Origin of the sequence: Salinimicrobium profundisediminis (assembly GCF_026241755.1) — a bacterium.
In the GTDB taxonomy this organism is placed as follows: domain Bacteria; phylum Bacteroidota; class Bacteroidia; order Flavobacteriales; family Flavobacteriaceae; genus Salinimicrobium; species Salinimicrobium profundisediminis.
Genome location: NZ_JAPJDA010000019.1, coordinates 36,889 through 52,680, shown reverse-complemented (window position 1 = coordinate 52,680; position 15,792 = coordinate 36,889). Strand labels below are relative to the sequence as shown.

The window sequence follows — 15,792 nt, the reverse complement described above, 5'->3', positions numbered from 1 at the left end:
TTGAAGAATTTTGTTACCCTGCTAATACTTTTTTCTCTGCAGCACCTCACGGCTCAGGAAGAATCTCCTAAAGTTTCTCTTTCTTTAGAACAAACTACCTTAGAACAGGTTTTTGGCGAAATAGAACAGCAAACAGGCTTCCACTTTTTTTATGTAGAAGAATGGGTAAAAGGCACACAGGTAACAGCCAACTACAACCAAACCCCTGTATCTGAAGTCTTAAAAAAGGTACTTGAGCAAACTCTTCTCAATTACTACTTTCTAGACAACAACAGAGTGGTCATCACAAAAAGCAATATTATATATAATCAATTACCTCAGGGGTTCTTCCCAGACACGACACAAATAGCTCCTGAAAGACCAAAAGAGATTAAAGAATATAATCCTGTTTTCTACACTCAAAGCAACAGCCCCAAAGCAACAAGCAAGACAATATTTATAGGTAAAGAAACTCAGACTTCAGGCACCGGAACTTTCAACTTAAGTGGGCAGGCAACAAACCAGGAAACTGGAGAACCTATCTCCAACCTTTCTATCATTGTTCAGGGAACAACTATAGGTACAGTTACCGATATCAATGGAAATTATAACCTGAGATTGCCAGCAGGAGAACACCTTTTAGAGACAAGATCTTTGGGAAATGAAGACGTGGTGACCCGGCTGGTCATCTTTAGCGACGGCACTTACAACTTAAGCCTTAAGGAAGATTATGAACTATTGGGAGAAGTATTGGTAGATTCTAACCAGGCCGAGAACGTAGAAGATGCCATTGGGGGCACAGAAGATATTGACATAAGTGAAATCAAAAATATACCCCTGGTCCTGGGAGAAAGGGATGTTATGAAAGTAGCAGTTACTCTTCCGGGAATTTCCACCACGGGTGAGGGATCTGCAGGGTTTAACGTAAGGGGCGGGAAAACCGACCAAAACCTCATTTTGATAGATGATGCAGTGCTTTACAATCCTGCTCATTTCTTCGGAATTTTCTCTGCCGTAAATCCTTTTACCACTGGAGACATGACCATTTATAAAGGAAATATCCCGGCGCGGTTTGGTGGCAGGCTTTCTTCAGTTTTTGATATCACCTCCAAAGATGCAAATACCCAGAAATTTGCAGGAGAAGTTTCGGTGGGGCCGGTAACCAGCAATGTTGCTCTTGAAATTCCGGTGATTAAAGAGAAATCGGGGTTACTCATTGGCGGAAGAAGCACCTATTCCGACTGGATTTTAAAAAACCTGGACGAAGAATCCCTAAAAGACAGCAAAGCTTCCTTTTACGATGTCATTGCAAAGTATAACCACAAATTTAATGACAGGACCAGCTTAAAGACCACCGGCTACCTCAGCCGTGACAACTACAGCATTACTTCTGATTCTCTCTTTAACTATCAGAACCTGCTGTTCTCCATGAAACTCAATCATAAGTTTAATGAAAAAAATGACGGTAGCCTTATCCTCACCAACAGCCATTATAACTTTGATATAGATTACGAAAGCGAATTCAACAATAACTTTACTTCAGGTTATAAGATCAATGAAACTGAAGTAAAATTGAACATGAGGTACCTTCATAGTGCTGCTCATAAATTTGATTATGGAATTTCAACCAAGCTCTATAATGTGCACCCCGGTAAAATAGAGCCTCTGGGAAGCGAATCTATTATTCAACCCCTTGAGATTGCTAAGGAAAAAGGCCTGGAGTCTGCTATCTATCTTGCCGATAATTTTACAGTTAATGACAAACTGCTTCTTAGCGGCGGCCTTCGCTATTCTCATTATGCCGCACTTGGTGAAAAGAACCAGAAAATTTATGAAGAAGGCCTTCCAAAATCTGAAGCTACTGTAATTGATACCGTTCACTACGGAAAAAATGAAGTTATGGAAACCTACGGCGGACCCGAAGTACGCCTCTCGGCACGTTATTTCCTGCTTCCCGATCTTTCCTTAAAGCTTAGTTACAACAATGCTTACCAGTATATTCACACCCTTTCTAACAACACCACGGTCTCCCCTACCGATACTTACAAACTCACCGATAAAAATATAAAGCCTCAACGTGCCCACCAATATTCTTTTGGGCTTTACAAGAACTTCAACAACAATATGTATGAAGTGAGTGTAGAAGGTTATTACAAAGAATCAAGTAATATCCTTGATTACAAAGTGGGAGCGCAACTTTTTCTGAATGAAAATATTGAAACTGAAGTTTTACAGGGAGAAGGCCGCTCTTTTGGAGCCGAATTTCTTCTGAAAAAAACCGAAGGCCGATTGAACGGATGGCTGGGCTACACCTACTCCAAATCTGAACTAAAACTCAACGGAGCTTTTAATGAACAGCAGGTGAATAACGGCGAATTTTTTCCCGCCAATTACGATAAACCTCATGACCTAAGCATAGTAGCCAATTATAAACTAACCCATCGGTTCAGTTTCTCAGCTAATTTTGTATATCAAACCGGGCGCCCCGTCACCTTCCCCACCGGGAAATACTATCAAAATGGAATTGAATATGTGCTTTACAGCGACCGAAACAAATTCAGGATTCCAGATTACTACCGCCTTGACCTCAGTTTTAACGTAGAAGGAAATCACAAGATCAAGAAATTTGCACACAGTTTCTGGAATATTTCAGTTTACAACGTATTGGGAAGAAACAATCCGTATTCAGTATTTTTTGTGACTGAAGAAGGAGAAGTAAAAGCTTATAAAAGCTCTATTTTTTCAATTCCGGTACCTACAATCACCTATAATTTCAGATTTTAAAGCGGAGAGAATATGAAATGTATCAACACTAAATCTGTCATTCGCCTGTTTCTTTTGTTCATTTTTTCAATGATCACTAACAGCTGTGTGGAGCCATACGAATTTGAAACAGAAACTTATGAGAACCTTCTGGTTGTAGAAGCTTTAATTACCGATGAACTCAAAACCCAGGAAGTCAGGCTCACACGCACCTACGAACTCGAAAAGCAAATACCTGCTGCAGAAACAAATGCAACTGTTACCGTAACCGATGATACAGGCACCCAATTTCAGTTCTACGAATCAGATACACCGGGAACTTATCTTTCCAGCACCAAATTTGCTGCCGGGCCACAACGCACTTACCAGCTTCAAATCGATACCCGGGATGGAAGCTCTTATATTTCAGATCCCGCCACTTTGATCCCGGGAGCTAAAATCGATAATCTTTATGCCGAACGCAGTTTCTACCAGGGAGAAGATGGAGTTGCACTAATGGTAGACAGTGAATATACTTCTTCGGCCTCAAGGTATGCGTTATACGAGTATGAAGAAACCTATAAAATTGTCTCTCCATATACGGTGCGCAATACCATAAAGTTTGAGGGAAACGACTGGAGTGTGGTTCCAAATACCCGTCAGGAAACGGTATGTTACAACACGGTGCCGTCTAAAGAAATAATTATCTCTAACACAAGTTCCCTTAGCGAGAATGATCTCAAATCTTTCGTAGTGCGATTCATAGACCAAGAAAACCCTGTACTGGCCCAGCGTTACAGCATTTTGGTAAAACAATATTCTTTAACTCCCGAAGCCTTTTCTTATTATTCTACCCTTAAGAAAATCTCGGGTTCAGGAAGTGTTTTGAGCCCAACGCAGCCGGGTTTTGTAAGTGGTAATATTCGGGCTGCTAATGAAGATGAGAAAGTTATAGGCTTCTTTACCCTCTCCTCTACCTCTTCAAAAAGGGTATTTTTTAACTATCATGATTTCTTTGAATTTGATGAACGCCGACCACAATTTCCCGAATCTTGTTTAATATTTAGGCCGGGAGAGAACTATGACACCCCAATTGGTATGATCAAAGGTGGTACAGTTCGATATTACAGCATGGCCGGGGCACCTGTTCCGGGGGAATTAGGCGAAGGCCCCATGAGAGTTATTGCCACCGAATGTGTAGACTGCACCGTTTATGGCACCAACCAGGCACCCGATTTTTGGACTGAATAAAATGAATATGAAATACCTTTTTTTCACACTTACCTGTTTCTTACTCCCGCTGCATTTTTTTGCACAGGCAGTAGATAGTTCAGCCGGTGCAGCACTGCTCGAAAAAGTTCCGCAGGAAAAGATTTTTGTCCACTACAATTCCTCCTTGCTTTTTCCGGGGGAATACCTGTATTATAAGCTCTACAATCTTGAAAAGGATACGGAGGAATTCAGCGGAGTGAGCAAAGTCGCTTATGTAGAATTAATAAGTGAAGATGGAAATAGCATTTTCAAGCACAAACTCCTGCTGAAAAACGGACAGGCGCAGGGAGATTTCTTTATTCCTACCACGGTACCATCCGGAAATTACAAATTATTGAGCTATTCCAACTGGATGAGGAATCACGACACTTATTTCGCAGGTGATGTGGCCATAGTTAATCCATATCGCGGCGATTCTTCGGCCATTTTATCAACTTCTGAAGAAATCCCGTCCATATCTCCAAATCCTGACTCAGGAAAAAATTCAGTTAAGAGTGAAAATAGCCCTGTAAAAATCATTCTGGAAAATGACATTTTTGGCAGGAGAGAGAAAGTTGCAGTAGATCTAGAAGGGGTTCCGGGAGATTATTCGCTTTCCGTTAGAAAAACAGATAGTATTTCTATTCCGAAGAAATTTACTTCTGAAAATTTTGACCTTTCTTTTCCTGCTACACGTCAAAAAATAGATTCCGTCTTTCTTCCTGAAGCAAGAGGCAATCTCATCTCCGGCCGAATTGTGGCAAAAACGCCAGAAGCAGCCCGCAATTTATCAGGAAAGAAACTGGCTTTCTCCCTTCCGGGTGAAGATTACATGCTCAAGATCGCAACTACAAACAAGCAGGGGAAATTCTATCTCAATTTAGATGAAGCCTACGACACCCCCGAAGCTTTAATGCAAATTTTAGGAGATGAAACCGAAAATTATGAGATCAAACTTGATCCTTTACCTCAAATCTCCAATCCTGATTTGAAGTTCGCCGATTTTAAGATTACCCCTGCCATGAAAGATTATATTCTTGACCGCAGCGTACAGGTTCAGATTGAAAATGCATATTACAGCGTTAAACCCGACACTTTAAAAGTTATAACTGAAAAAGAACCTTTTTACACTCAAGAGCCTACCGTCTACAATCTGGATGACTACACCCGGTTTCCCACTATAAAAGAAACAATGGTTGAAATTGTCATGTTTGCCCACCTGGCCAGGAGCAAAGACGGCTCTCAATTCGTGATAAACCAGACAGACGGCGCAACGAATTTTTATCTTCCGGCGCTGCTTATCGTAGACGGCGCTATGGTACAAGATCACGACCTCTTGATCAACTACCCGGCAAAATACGTGAAGAGCATAAAGATTTTGAGGGATAACTTCTTTTTAGGCTCTCATATTTTCGCCGGAATTGTTGATGTTGAAACGATCGAGGGAAATTTTTCTGAAACTTTAAACCAGGATTACATTAAAAGAGTAGCAATGAAACTTCCTGAAGCCGGCAAGAACTATTTTAAACAGTCTTATGCCACTTCTTCAGATAATCCACTGTCAAGGATTCCAGATCTAAGAACACAACTTCTGTGGGTGCCTTCAGTAGAAATAGATTCTTCCGAAGAAAATATGGATTTCTTCACTTCTGATGTTCCCGGAACTTTTGAAATTCATCTTGAAGGGTTCACAAATTCAGGAAAACCTGTGTCTGTAAAAAGAACTTTTACAGTGCAGGCTGAAGAATAAAGTAATTTTCAAGAGTTTTCGGCAGCCATTCATTTATCTCTATCTTTGCACCATGAAAGATACAACCACCATTTTTGGAATACGTGCCGTAATTGAAGCCATTCAGAATAATGAGACCATAGACAAGATCTTTGTTCAAAAAGGTCTTAGCGGCCAGTTATTTCAGGAATTACAGCAAAAAACTAAATCTGGCGAATACAACATTTCTTACGTCCCTGTAGAAAAGTTGAACCGACTGGTAAAAGGAAATCACCAGGGTGTTGTGGCAAAGATCTCGCCCGTTCAATTTGCCGATCTTGCTTCTGAAGTTGAAAAGGCGCTTCAACAGGAAACCGCCCCGCTCTTTCTTTTACTTGATCAGGTAGATGATGTTCGGAATTTTGGTGCGATCATTAGAACTGCCGAATGTTGTGGTGTAAACGCAATTATCATTCAGAAAAAAGGGGGCGCTCCCGTAACTGCCGATACGGTGAAGACTTCTGCCGGGGCGATCTTTAAAATTCCGCTTATCAAGGTAGATCATATCAAAGATGCCATTTTCTACATGCAGGGCTCGGGCATTAAAGTGGTAGCAGCCACAGAAAAGACCGACAAGCTGCTTTATTCCGTAGATTTTAAAGAGCCCACGGCAATGGTAATGGGAAATGAAGGCAAAGGAATTTCTGAATCTGTGCTCAAGCTGGTTGACGACAAAGCCAAACTCCCCATGCAGGGCAGTATTGGCAGCTTAAATGTTTCTGTAGCCTGTGGTGCTTTTCTTTATGAAGTGATGCGACAGAGACTGGATTAGCAAAATATTACTCTTCCTTTGGCCTGTCCTTTTCCTCTCGTTTATAATGGTAAACATATAGCGGCTCGTCCTCTCCATCGGGGTTTTCAATGAAGTTCCCGTTTTCGTCAAAATGCCGCATAAAAGGGTCTTCTTCTTCCCTATAAGTTTCTTTTTCCCATTCATATTTTGGGGCACGGGCAACATTCTGCCTGTAAATGAGTGCAAAGATCAATCCTGAAAGAAGCCCCGCCAGGTGACCTTCCCACGAAATTTTAGGATCAATTGGTGTGATGTACCATAAAAGTCCGCCGTAAAGAAAAACCACGATCAGGGAAAGAGCTACCAGTCTGAAGTATCTCGAGAAAATACCTTTAAAGAATAAAAATCCCGCCAGCACATAGATCATTCCTGAAGCCCCTATATGAAAAGCGGGCCTCCCAATAAGCCATGTAAGGAACCCCGACAGCAGGAGCCCAAAAAAGAGGATTTTCCAGCTTAATTTCCGGTAAAAGTAAAAGAGGGAAAGCGTAAGAACGAACAGCGGAACCGTATTGTGAAACAAATGCTTTATCCCACTGTGTATAAAAGGGGAAAAAATTATACCTCTAAGCCCCTCAAGGGTTCGCGGGTAAATTCCAAAGCTCGTGAAGTCCCACCCAAAGCGTATTTCCATCCAAAATACTATCCAAATAGCCAGTACAAAGATCAGGGGATAGCCCACCACCCCCGTAGTGAAAACAAATGGTTCAGAATTTGCTGATTTTTGTACTCTCATACCTTTGGCTTTGCAAAAAGTTAACCAATTAAAACTGCTGTTCAAATACCTTTCAAAAATGACATTTTTAACACACATTTTTTTGAAAAGAACCTCATGCTGCCAGTTCGTCACTAAGAAAACTTATACCGCCTGCATTTTCTGCAAGAGTACTCAATTTACTATTTTTACCTCATGAATAAACCTTTAGCCGAAAGATTACGTCCCCTAACATTAGATGATTACTTATCGCAGCAACACCTGGTGGGGCCTGATGCCGCTCTTCGCAAACAAATTAAGAGGGACATCATACCCAGCATTATTTTTTGGGGGCCTCCGGGAGTGGGTAAAACCACCCTGGCAAATATTATAGCTACCGAATCTGGCCGCCCGTTCTTTACCCTTAGCGCCATTAGCAGCGGCGTTAAAGATGTAAGGGAAGTTATAGAAAAAGCAAAAAAAAGCGACGGCCTCTTCACCACAAAAAATCCTATTCTCTTTATAGATGAAATTCACAGGTTTAGTAAATCTCAGCAGGATTCGCTTTTAGGTGCAGTAGAAAAAGGCTGGATCACCCTCATTGGAGCAACAACCGAGAACCCAAGTTTTGAAGTTATTCCCGCTTTACTCTCACGAAGCCAGGTTTACGTACTCAACTCTTTCTCAAAAGACGATCTTATTGCTTTGCTGAAAAGAGCGATATCTGAAGACGAAGTCATCTCCAAAAAACAGATTGAATTACAGGAAACAGAGGCGCTACTAAGACTTAGCGGCGGTGATGCCCGAAAGTTGCTCAACATTTTTGAACTCGTGGTTACTTCTGAAGAAGAAGACAAAGTAGTGATCACCAACGATATGGTGATGAACAAAGTTCAGCAAAACACGGTGCTTTATGACAAGACCGGGGAGCAGCACTATGATATAATTTCGGCTTTTATCAAATCGATAAGGGGTAGTGATCCCAATGCAGCTGTGTACTGGCTGGCCCGAATGATAGAAGGTGGCGAGGATGTGAAATTCATTGCCCGCCGCTTACTCATTTTGGCTTCCGAAGATATTGGCAATGCGAACCCCACGGCTTTGATCCTCGCAAATAACACTTTTCAGGCTGTTTCTACCATTGGCCACCCCGAATCCAGGATCATTTTAAGCCAGTGCTGTATTTACCTGGCCACTTCCCCAAAATCGAACGCTTCTTACATGGCTATCAACGAGGCCCAGGCGATGGTAAAAAAGACCGGGAATCTTCCTGTGCCTTTGGCCATACGAAATGCGCCCACCAAGCTCATGAAAGATTTAGGATATGGAGAAGATTATAAATACGCCCATAATTATGAAAATAATTTTGCCGCAGCCGAATTTCTTCCGAAGGAAATAAGCAATCATGCGTTCTTTCGTCCCGGGAATAATCAGCGGGAGCAGGCACAAAGGGATTTTCTGCAAAAACGCTGGAAAGGCAAATACGGTTATTGACCTTTCTGAGAATATTTTACGCTGATGAGTTGCTGGGAATTAGGATCAAGATATTCAACGACCAGGTTTCCATGGGTGTCAAAAAAGGCATTTCCGGAGATGTTTTTTGAAGAATAAAGGTAATTCTCTCCCCCACCCGATTTGAGTAAAGTTCCAAATTTACCTGGTTCTCCTTCCCTGTAAAGGTCATAACCAGCCGGTGTTTTCACCAGTTTATAGGTGATTGCACCATTTACAAACTGCAAATTCTCATTCTTCTGAACTACTTCAGGAAGTGCCGAAGATTCTTCTGTAGCTTCTTCTATTTCTTCGGAAGTTACCACAGGATCAACAACAACTTCAGAAGCCTGTTCCTGAGTATTATTAACAGCCGGTACAGGATCTATAATTACTTCGGAAGCTTCTTCCTGAATATCTTTGGCCGCGGGTACAGGATCTATTACAACTTCAGCAGGATTTTTTTCCGCAGAAGTTTCCGCAACAGCAAACCCGCTTTTTATAAGTTCTGCCCCTTCAAAAGAAGTAAAAGCTTCCCTTAAAGCTTCATGATAGGATTTTTTATAGTTCTTCTCCCTGCTCGATCCTGTTTTTGAAGTGAACACCACCTCATCATTACAGTTTTCTAAAGTGACGTAAAGCCTGGAACGAAATAGGCTCGATTCATTATGAACATTGACTTTAAGCACATCACAAAGTCCCATATTAGCCGGGATCTTCTCTTCGTAAAGTGCGTCAAAACCATATTTTTCTAACAAGAAAGCGGTAAGTGCGTTTACCTGATACTGGTTTGGATGCTTCAGGAATTCAAATTCCTGTGGTACCAGCACATATTTGTACTTATTGACATCCTGCCCAAAAGTGTTACTTGTTATTCCGAATAAAAAGACAAAAAAGAAAAAAATGGTTCTCATTCCCTGCTAAACATTAGTTGGACCCCAAGCTGCACCGAAGCATTCTGCGCCTTGGCGAGATTGGTATAATCCAGAAGATTATCTGCAGCAAGATAAACATTAAAATTGGAAAGTCTGGCAGAAAACAGGAGCCCGATATTTGAAAACGAATAGGAATCGGCTGTATAAGTAATTTTTCCTCTAAAGTTATTATTAAAGGTTTTATCGTAGTAAAGGGTGGTGGCAAAGTTGAGCCCCCGGGGCCGTTTTACAGCGAAAAACTGGGCTCCAAGATGGTTAAAATATCTTCTCCTGCCCATTGGCCTGTAGCAGTTACAGGGTTCGGCATTTTCAGAAAACCCGAAATCTACCGAGGCATTGAACTTTACAGGTCGCCATGTGGTGTAAGAATTGGTCAAGGTTTCATCTTTCAGGTTTTTATCCAGATTGTCTTCCCACTCGTCCCAATACTCACGCGTACCCGGAAAAAGCAGCTCAATCCCATCGGTTTGGTAATCTCCGTAATACCTGTAATTTTCTACATTTTTAGTTTGTCGCATAAAGCCAATATCCAGCAGGCTCGCGGTTACCCTGTATTGATCTGAAGGATACCAGGTGAAGCCGGCATCGAGGCCCAACCCAATATTACCTCCCAAAAATGCCTTTTTTAAGAAGCTTGCCATAAGTTGCCTGTTGGTAGCATCAGAATCTGTAAGTTCGTCCCACCCGGCTGTGTTTATCAAGATATCGACCTGCGACATATAATGCCGGTAAAGGTTGGGGCCTTCAGGGGAAAGTTCGGTTCTAAAAATGCCGGTATTATCTACACTGTGGGCATTAAAAATTCCGGAATAAATTTTTCCGCGGAAACCGTAGTTTAAATCTTCAGAATAATAATTGGTAAAACCCAGGTGAAAAACGTTGAGCACCTCGGCAGTGAAAGCAGCATCCGAAAAATCGAAATTTCGCCCGATGTAATTTTTATTCCCTTCATAAGCCAGCACCGCAGGATCTTTGGGAAAGTACACAAAGGCATCAAATTCCTGGTAAATCCCGGCTGTATAATACCTTCTTCGCTGGTCACGCCAACCAATAGAAAAGATCTCAAGTTGCTGGTTGACTGTAAAAAAATCATTTTTGGAAAGCTTGTGCAACGTTTTTCTAATTCTGTCATTAATGGAACCTCCATCCTCCCTGAAAATGTCATACATATTCACGCCTGAAGACCCTGCAGACAGATGGATCTGTGACAAAAGCGGAAGGCCAAGATGCATATCAAAATTGGTTTCGGCTCCCGGATTTAGTAAAAGGGTTTGAGGCAAATCGTCAAAATTGTACAGCAGCTGTTTGTTTTGGGCCAATATTCCCTGAGAAAGCGTTAATATGAAGAGGAAGAAAAATACTCTCATTATTTGAATTCAAAGTAGAAAAACCCTTTTGAAGCGAGCTGCAAAGATCCTGCAACCGCCGACGGGTCATGTCTTGTTACTTCAACAGACACTTTTATACTTCTTCTTATTCTATTTATCTGGGCTTCATTAATAATTTCGGTGTAATCTACTACTGACGGTGTTTCTATACTTCCACGGGGAATTGAAACCAGGACAGTATGCTGCACCCCGTTTGCAGGGGAAAGAAATCTTATAATTGCAGTTAAGTGACTCTCAAAGGTGTTGGTGAACCTGAAGTTGAAATCGGCCCGCACCAGGTCATTTTGTATGTAGTCATCATCTAGAAAATCGAGCCTGGTTTCGTCTTTTGCTGTTACCCCGCTGCTAGAGACAACGTTGAATTCTTCATCAACAAGATCAAAGAAAATAAGATCGACGGCGGCTTCGGGTGAGAGCACAATCTCATCAGTCTGGTCAAGATCAACATCCTTAACACAGGAAGTACAGACTGTGAGGAGTGCCAAAAAGGCCATTTTTGAAAAGCAATTTCTCCAGGACATCTTCATACAGTTCTAAATCTAACGAAATTTACTTCTGCTTATTACAAATAGCGGGTTAATTCCTTCATTTCCATCACCTGATGATGATCTGTAGCATATTCAGTTTTATAGTAGTTATACAGTATAGCCTGCATTCCGAAGTCTTTGGCACCTAAAATATCAGCTTCAAGATTATCACCTATCATGATACTTTCTTCCACTTTTGCTTCCGCCTTTCCTAGAGCGACTTCAAAGATTTTTGGATTGGGTTTTTTCACTCCCACATCTTCAGAAGTAGTAATGGAAGAAAAATATTTGAGGATGCCTGAACTTTCCAGTTTTTTATACTGAACTTCTTTAAACCCATTGGTGATGATGTGCAGTTTATATAGCGGGCGCAGGTAATCGAGCACTTCAACCGTGCCGGCAAGCAGGTAATTATGTTTCGGCAAATGCTCAATATAATCTATACTTAGCTGTTTTATCTGAGAATCTGTAACATTTACATTCATACCTTTAAAAGAGTCACGCAGCCGGCCATAGCGAAGATCTTCTTGTGTGACCTTGTCATCTCTATACAGCTTCCAGTAATTGGCATTTATGGGCGCATATATTGCAAGAAACTCCTCGAGCCTCACTTTTATCTGGTGCTTTTCAAAAATTGAATTAAAGGCAAGCCCCGAGTTGCGGTCAAAATCCCATAAGGTATGATCGAGATCAAAAAATATGTGACGAATGTTACTGAATTTCATTAAGCATCTTTAAAATTGAAAAATTCCTTCTTGCATTGGCATATTCGGAAAAATCTTTATTCGTAAATACGGAAATTAATTTTCCTTCAACCATAGAGATTTGTCGTTTTATTTCGAGAACCTTATACTCTATTTCATTTTCTTTTAATTTTCCGAAAGCTTCAGAATTAATGGCGTATGGATTCACGAGTAATGGCGTGGTGATTTCAAAATTGAGATCATAGAACAAAAAAGGAGTACAGGTGCCTGCCCGTAAGCCTACAGCCTCGGGATAGCCCATGGAGAAATCTTTTTGAAATTCAAGTTCTACCATGTGGTTATAGGTATCGGGCAGCAACAAATTATAATGATTGTTGATCGCACTCTCTACCGGCCTCTTAATAATTTCCTCCATTCGCTTTTTTTCTTCCTTTAAAACCCCGAATTTTTGATTTGCATAATATCCCGGCTGCAGGCCAACTTCGGCATAATCGGCTACCGATTTAATGAGGCTTTGCAGCTCCAACCGATTGTGGTTGATATTCCTGTCGTAAGTAGAAAAATCGCTTACCTGAAACATGAACTTCATGGGCACACGGTATTTTTTCAAAAACTGGATGACCTTTGTGTAAATATCATAAGGATCTTTTTTCATTTTGGTCATTACCTGCAACCGGTGCAACACGTACTTGGGTTTAAACCTAATTAGATCCAGCAACAATCCCAAAACCACTCTTACAATTCCCTTTTTTTTATAGCAGTAAGCTTCAGTGACAGCGACGATAGTTTGAGTGGTGAACTGTCTCTTCGGAAATTTTTGATTCGGAAATTTATCACTTAGAACCTGCCGGAATTTTTGCGCCCAAATATCAATGACCGGTTTTTCAAGAAAACCTTCCTGAAAAGCCAGACTTTCACTCGCCTGAAATCTACCTTCTTTGTCTTTTACATGCGGCAGATATTCTTCGTACCGGCTAAGCAGGTAAAAAGAAGCCGCAAAAATGTCAAAGGGGATCGAGCTGGTTTCTCCCACCGCAAAAAAACAGGGTACCCCATCCCATTCCTGAACCTTTACTTCAAGATCGTTCATTCCCTGCTCCAGCAAAAGATCTACATTCTGAATAAAGACCTCATTTGCCAGACTCTGCTTTCCGTAGGAGAGCTTCATGCCTTCATGGGCCACAAATTCTTCAATCTTTGATGTGAAGCCAACAGGCAAACCTAAAATTTGAGTACATACGTGTTTAAATACATAAGTAATTCTAGGTGTAATTTTTTGGGTGTATACCAGCAGCATAAATATGTATTACAACAAACCTTCATCAGCAAAGCTGAAATAGGATTTTTCGGTTATTATTAAATGATCCAGAACTTTTATATCAAGCGATTCCCCGGCTGTCTTAAATTTTTGGGTAAGTTGTTTATCTGCCGTACTTGGGTTAAGGTTGCCTGAGGGATGGTTATGCACCAGTATTGTCGCCGTGGCACCTAAATTCAGGGCCTGTTTGTAGGCCAAACGCACATCTACCAAAGTTCCCGTTATGCCACCTTTGCTTAGGGGCAACTCCTGAATGACTTTATTGGAATTATTGAGGTAGAGAATCCAGAATTCTTCATGAGGCAACTCCCCTATCTTTGGCTGCATAAGCTCAAAAACTGAAGCACTTGAAGATATCCTTTTCTTTTCGAGAGCTTCAGAAGACCTCCGTCTTCTACCCAACTCCAGTGCAGCCACTATGGTTAAAGCTTTAGCTTCACCAATACCTTTTACTTCCATGAGCTGTTTTACTGAAAACCTTCCCAGTTCATTTAGATTATCTTCAGCTTTGAACAGAACTTTTTTACAGACTTCAACTGCCGATTCGTTTCTACTCCCCGAGCCAATGAGAATTGCCAGCAACTCGGCATCACTTAAAAACTCCCTGCCCTTTTGAAGGAGTTTCTCCCTGGGCCTGTCTCCCTCTGCCCAGTGTTTAATTGTAAAGGCTTTTGATTTCTGAGAATCCATTGGCTCAATTTCTCTAAAGATAACAAAATGAAGCTATTCCAAAAATGCCATTTTAGGATACCCAGTTCTTGATCTCATCAAAATTTAAACCTCCGTAATTACCACTACTCATTAACAAAAGCACTTTATGATCATACTGCTGTTCTTGCAAGTAATTTTTAAACTCCAGTGCATTAGTGTAAACCGTTAGATCTGTTCGGGAAAAAGCTTCAAAAATTTGTTCTTTAGAAATGGGCTCCAACTTCTTATTTTCTACCGCTTCGGGGGAAAAGAAAACCACAGCTTCATCGGCTGCATTCAGAGAAGATTCGTACTGTTTAAGAAAATTGGCATTTAGACTGCTGTAGGTGTGAAGTTCAAGACATGCAACCACCTTTCTGTCCGGATACTGTTCCTTCACAGCTTTAGTAGTTGCCATCACCTTTGAAGGACTATGTGCAAAATCTTTAAATACGACAGTGTTTTTGGTTTCTACTATCTTTTCCAACCTTTTTGAAGCGCCTTTAAAAGAAGCAATAGCTTCATAAAAGTCTTCTTCGTCTATACCCATGTGTTGACAAATCCATTTTGCACCTGCTAAATTTTGAAGGTTGTGTTCACCAAAAACGGCAACAGGCATATCACCTTCGGGCGTATGCAAAAGTGTATTTTCGTTCTCCACGTGATAATCTGGCGTTCTGTAAGAATGCTTTCTAATGGTGTTCGTAGATTCTTCCACCAGTTGCTTCAGGTGTTGATCCTCCTCATTATATACCAGGATACCTCCTTTAACTATAGAATCTATGAAGATTTTGAATTGCTCCAGATACTCATCAAAAGTTGGAAATACGTTGATATGATCCCAGGCAATTCCGCTAAGGAAAGCGATGTTAGGTTTATAAAGATGAAACTTTGGACGCCTGTCTATAGGAGAGGATAAATACTCATCACCCTCAAGCACTATAAAATCATTTTCCTGGGTTAAGTGGACCATATTCTCAAATCCTTCCAATTGAGCACCTACCATAAAATCCACATTCTTGTGATGGTAGTTCATCACATGTAGAATCATTGAGGTTATTGTAGTTTTACCATGAGAACCGCCAATAACCACTCTTGTCTTTTCTTTAGATTGTTCGAATAAAAATTCGGGATAAGAGTATATAGGAAGTTCCAGTTCTTTTGCTCTTGCCAATTCGGGATTATCTTCCCGGGCATGCATTCCGAGGATAACAGCATCGAGGTCTTTGGTGATTTTTTCGGGAAACCACCCAAATTGCTTTGGCAGCAGGCCTTTGTTGTTTAATCGGGTTTTGGAAGGTTCATAAATGACATCATCACTACCTGTGATTTTATATCCTTTTTCGTGAAGAGCAAGGGCAAGGTTATGCATGGCACTTCCCCCAATTGCTATAAAATGTAGCCGCATTATTAATTTTTGAGTAAATATAAAAGAATAGGAAGAAAGACTGCCTGTGAAGTATTGCAAAAAAAACTTCTGAAAATCTGTAACAAAAAGTGAATTCTTATGTC

General features: G+C 41.0%; 13 protein-coding genes. 5 read left to right on the top strand and 8 right to left on the bottom strand.

Annotation, left to right across the window (positions count from 1 at the left end; all coding sequences use genetic code 11):
- Genes OQ279_RS12275 through rlmB form a run of 4 tightly spaced genes read left to right on the top strand, consistent with a single transcriptional unit; the run spans nt 1 to nt 6,512 of the window.
- Complete coding sequence (locus OQ279_RS12275; protein WP_266070232.1) at nt 1–2,763, top strand: TonB-dependent receptor; 2,763 nt, start codon at nt 1–3, stop codon at nt 2,761–2,763.
- A 12-nt stretch (nt 2,764–2,775) separates the two neighbouring features.
- Nucleotides 2,776–3,972, top strand: a complete 1,197-nt coding sequence (locus OQ279_RS12270) for a DUF4249 domain-containing protein (RefSeq protein WP_266070230.1) — start codon at nt 2,776–2,778, stop codon at nt 3,970–3,972.
- Between the two features lie 7 nt (nt 3,973–3,979).
- A complete protein-coding gene (locus OQ279_RS12265; protein ID WP_266070229.1) occupies nt 3,980–5,722 on the top strand; it encodes a hypothetical protein in 1,743 nt (580 codons plus the stop codon).
- 52 nt (nt 5,723–5,774) lie between these two features.
- Complete coding sequence (gene rlmB, locus OQ279_RS12260; protein WP_266070228.1) at nt 5,775–6,512, top strand: 23S rRNA (guanosine(2251)-2'-O)-methyltransferase RlmB; 738 nt, start codon at nt 5,775–5,777, stop codon at nt 6,510–6,512.
- Nucleotides 6,513–6,519: 7 nt separating this feature from the next.
- On the opposite strand, the gene OQ279_RS12255 is transcribed toward rlmB, so the two are convergent.
- Nucleotides 6,520–7,269, bottom strand: coding sequence for a rhomboid family intramembrane serine protease (locus tag OQ279_RS12255; protein WP_266070227.1), 750 nt, complete (start codon nt 7,267–7,269; stop codon nt 6,520–6,522).
- Nucleotides 7,270–7,443: 174 nt separating this feature from the next.
- Between OQ279_RS12255 and OQ279_RS12250 the strand changes: the two genes are divergently transcribed.
- A complete protein-coding gene (locus OQ279_RS12250) occupies nt 7,444–8,721 on the top strand; it encodes a replication-associated recombination protein A (protein WP_266070226.1) in 1,278 nt (425 codons plus the stop codon).
- On the opposite strand, the gene OQ279_RS12245 is transcribed toward OQ279_RS12250, so the two are convergent.
- From OQ279_RS12245 to OQ279_RS12215, 7 genes are all read right to left on the bottom strand, one after another.
- The gene (locus OQ279_RS12245) at nt 8,715–9,632 is read right to left on the bottom strand and encodes a hypothetical protein (RefSeq protein ID WP_266070225.1); all 918 of its coding nucleotides are present in this window, start codon (nt 9,630–9,632) and stop codon (nt 8,715–8,717) included. The two genes, OQ279_RS12250 and OQ279_RS12245, sit on opposite strands and share 7 nt — an antisense overlap.
- A complete protein-coding gene (locus OQ279_RS12240) occupies nt 9,629–11,020 on the bottom strand; it encodes a DUF5723 family protein (RefSeq protein WP_266070224.1) in 1,392 nt (463 codons plus the stop codon). The genes OQ279_RS12245 and OQ279_RS12240 overlap by 4 nt, the downstream gene beginning before the upstream one ends.
- Complete coding sequence (locus OQ279_RS12235; RefSeq protein ID WP_266070223.1) at nt 11,020–11,526, bottom strand: hypothetical protein; 507 nt, start codon at nt 11,524–11,526, stop codon at nt 11,020–11,022. The genes OQ279_RS12240 and OQ279_RS12235 overlap by 1 nt, the downstream gene beginning before the upstream one ends.
- A 77-nt stretch (nt 11,527–11,603) precedes the next feature.
- Entirely contained in the window at nt 11,604–12,293 is a 690-nt protein-coding gene (locus OQ279_RS12230; protein WP_266070221.1) for a YjjG family noncanonical pyrimidine nucleotidase, read from the bottom strand.
- On the bottom strand, nt 12,280–13,569 hold the full coding sequence (locus tag OQ279_RS12225) for a polysaccharide deacetylase family protein (protein ID WP_266070220.1): 1,290 nt from the start codon (nt 13,567–13,569) through the stop codon (nt 12,280–12,282). Before OQ279_RS12225 ends, OQ279_RS12230 begins: the two co-directional genes overlap by 14 nt.
- Nucleotides 13,570–13,578: 9 nt before the next feature.
- A complete protein-coding gene (gene radC / locus OQ279_RS12220) occupies nt 13,579–14,280 on the bottom strand; it encodes a RadC family protein (RefSeq protein WP_266070219.1) in 702 nt (233 codons plus the stop codon).
- Nucleotides 14,281–14,332: 52 nt separating this feature from the next.
- Nucleotides 14,333–15,688 (bottom strand): UDP-N-acetylmuramate--L-alanine ligase, encoded by a 1,356-nt coding sequence (locus OQ279_RS12215; RefSeq protein WP_266070218.1) that lies wholly within the window; start codon nt 15,686–15,688, stop codon nt 14,333–14,335.
- Nucleotides 15,689–15,792 lie beyond the last annotated feature (104 nt).

Bases quoted from the DNA above. Each gene is read 5' to 3' on its own strand.
- OQ279_RS12270 (WP_266070230.1), top strand. From the start codon at position 2,776: ATGAAATGTATCAACACTAAATCTGTCATTCGCCTGTTTCTTTTGTTC.
- OQ279_RS12265 (WP_266070229.1), top strand. From the start codon at position 3,980: ATGAAATACCTTTTTTTCACACTTACCTGTTTCTTACTCCCGCTGCAT.
- rlmB (WP_266070228.1), top strand. From the start codon at position 5,775: ATGAAAGATACAACCACCATTTTTGGAATACGTGCCGTAATTGAAGCC.
- OQ279_RS12255 (WP_266070227.1), bottom strand. From the start codon at position 7,269: ATGAGAGTACAAAAATCAGCAAATTCTGAACCATTTGTTTTCACTACG.
- OQ279_RS12250 (WP_266070226.1), top strand. From the start codon at position 7,444: ATGAATAAACCTTTAGCCGAAAGATTACGTCCCCTAACATTAGATGAT.
- OQ279_RS12245 (WP_266070225.1), bottom strand. From the start codon at position 9,632: ATGAGAACCATTTTTTTCTTTTTTGTCTTTTTATTCGGAATAACAAGT.
- OQ279_RS12240 (WP_266070224.1), bottom strand. From the start codon at position 11,020: ATGAGAGTATTTTTCTTCCTCTTCATATTAACGCTTTCTCAGGGAATA.
- OQ279_RS12230 (WP_266070221.1), bottom strand. From the start codon at position 12,293: ATGAAATTCAGTAACATTCGTCACATATTTTTTGATCTCGATCATACC.
- OQ279_RS12225 (WP_266070220.1), bottom strand. From the start codon at position 13,569: ATGCTGCTGGTATACACCCAAAAAATTACACCTAGAATTACTTATGTA.
- radC (WP_266070219.1), bottom strand. From the start codon at position 14,280: ATGGATTCTCAGAAATCAAAAGCCTTTACAATTAAACACTGGGCAGAG.
- OQ279_RS12215 (WP_266070218.1), bottom strand. From the start codon at position 15,688: ATGCGGCTACATTTTATAGCAATTGGGGGAAGTGCCATGCATAACCTT.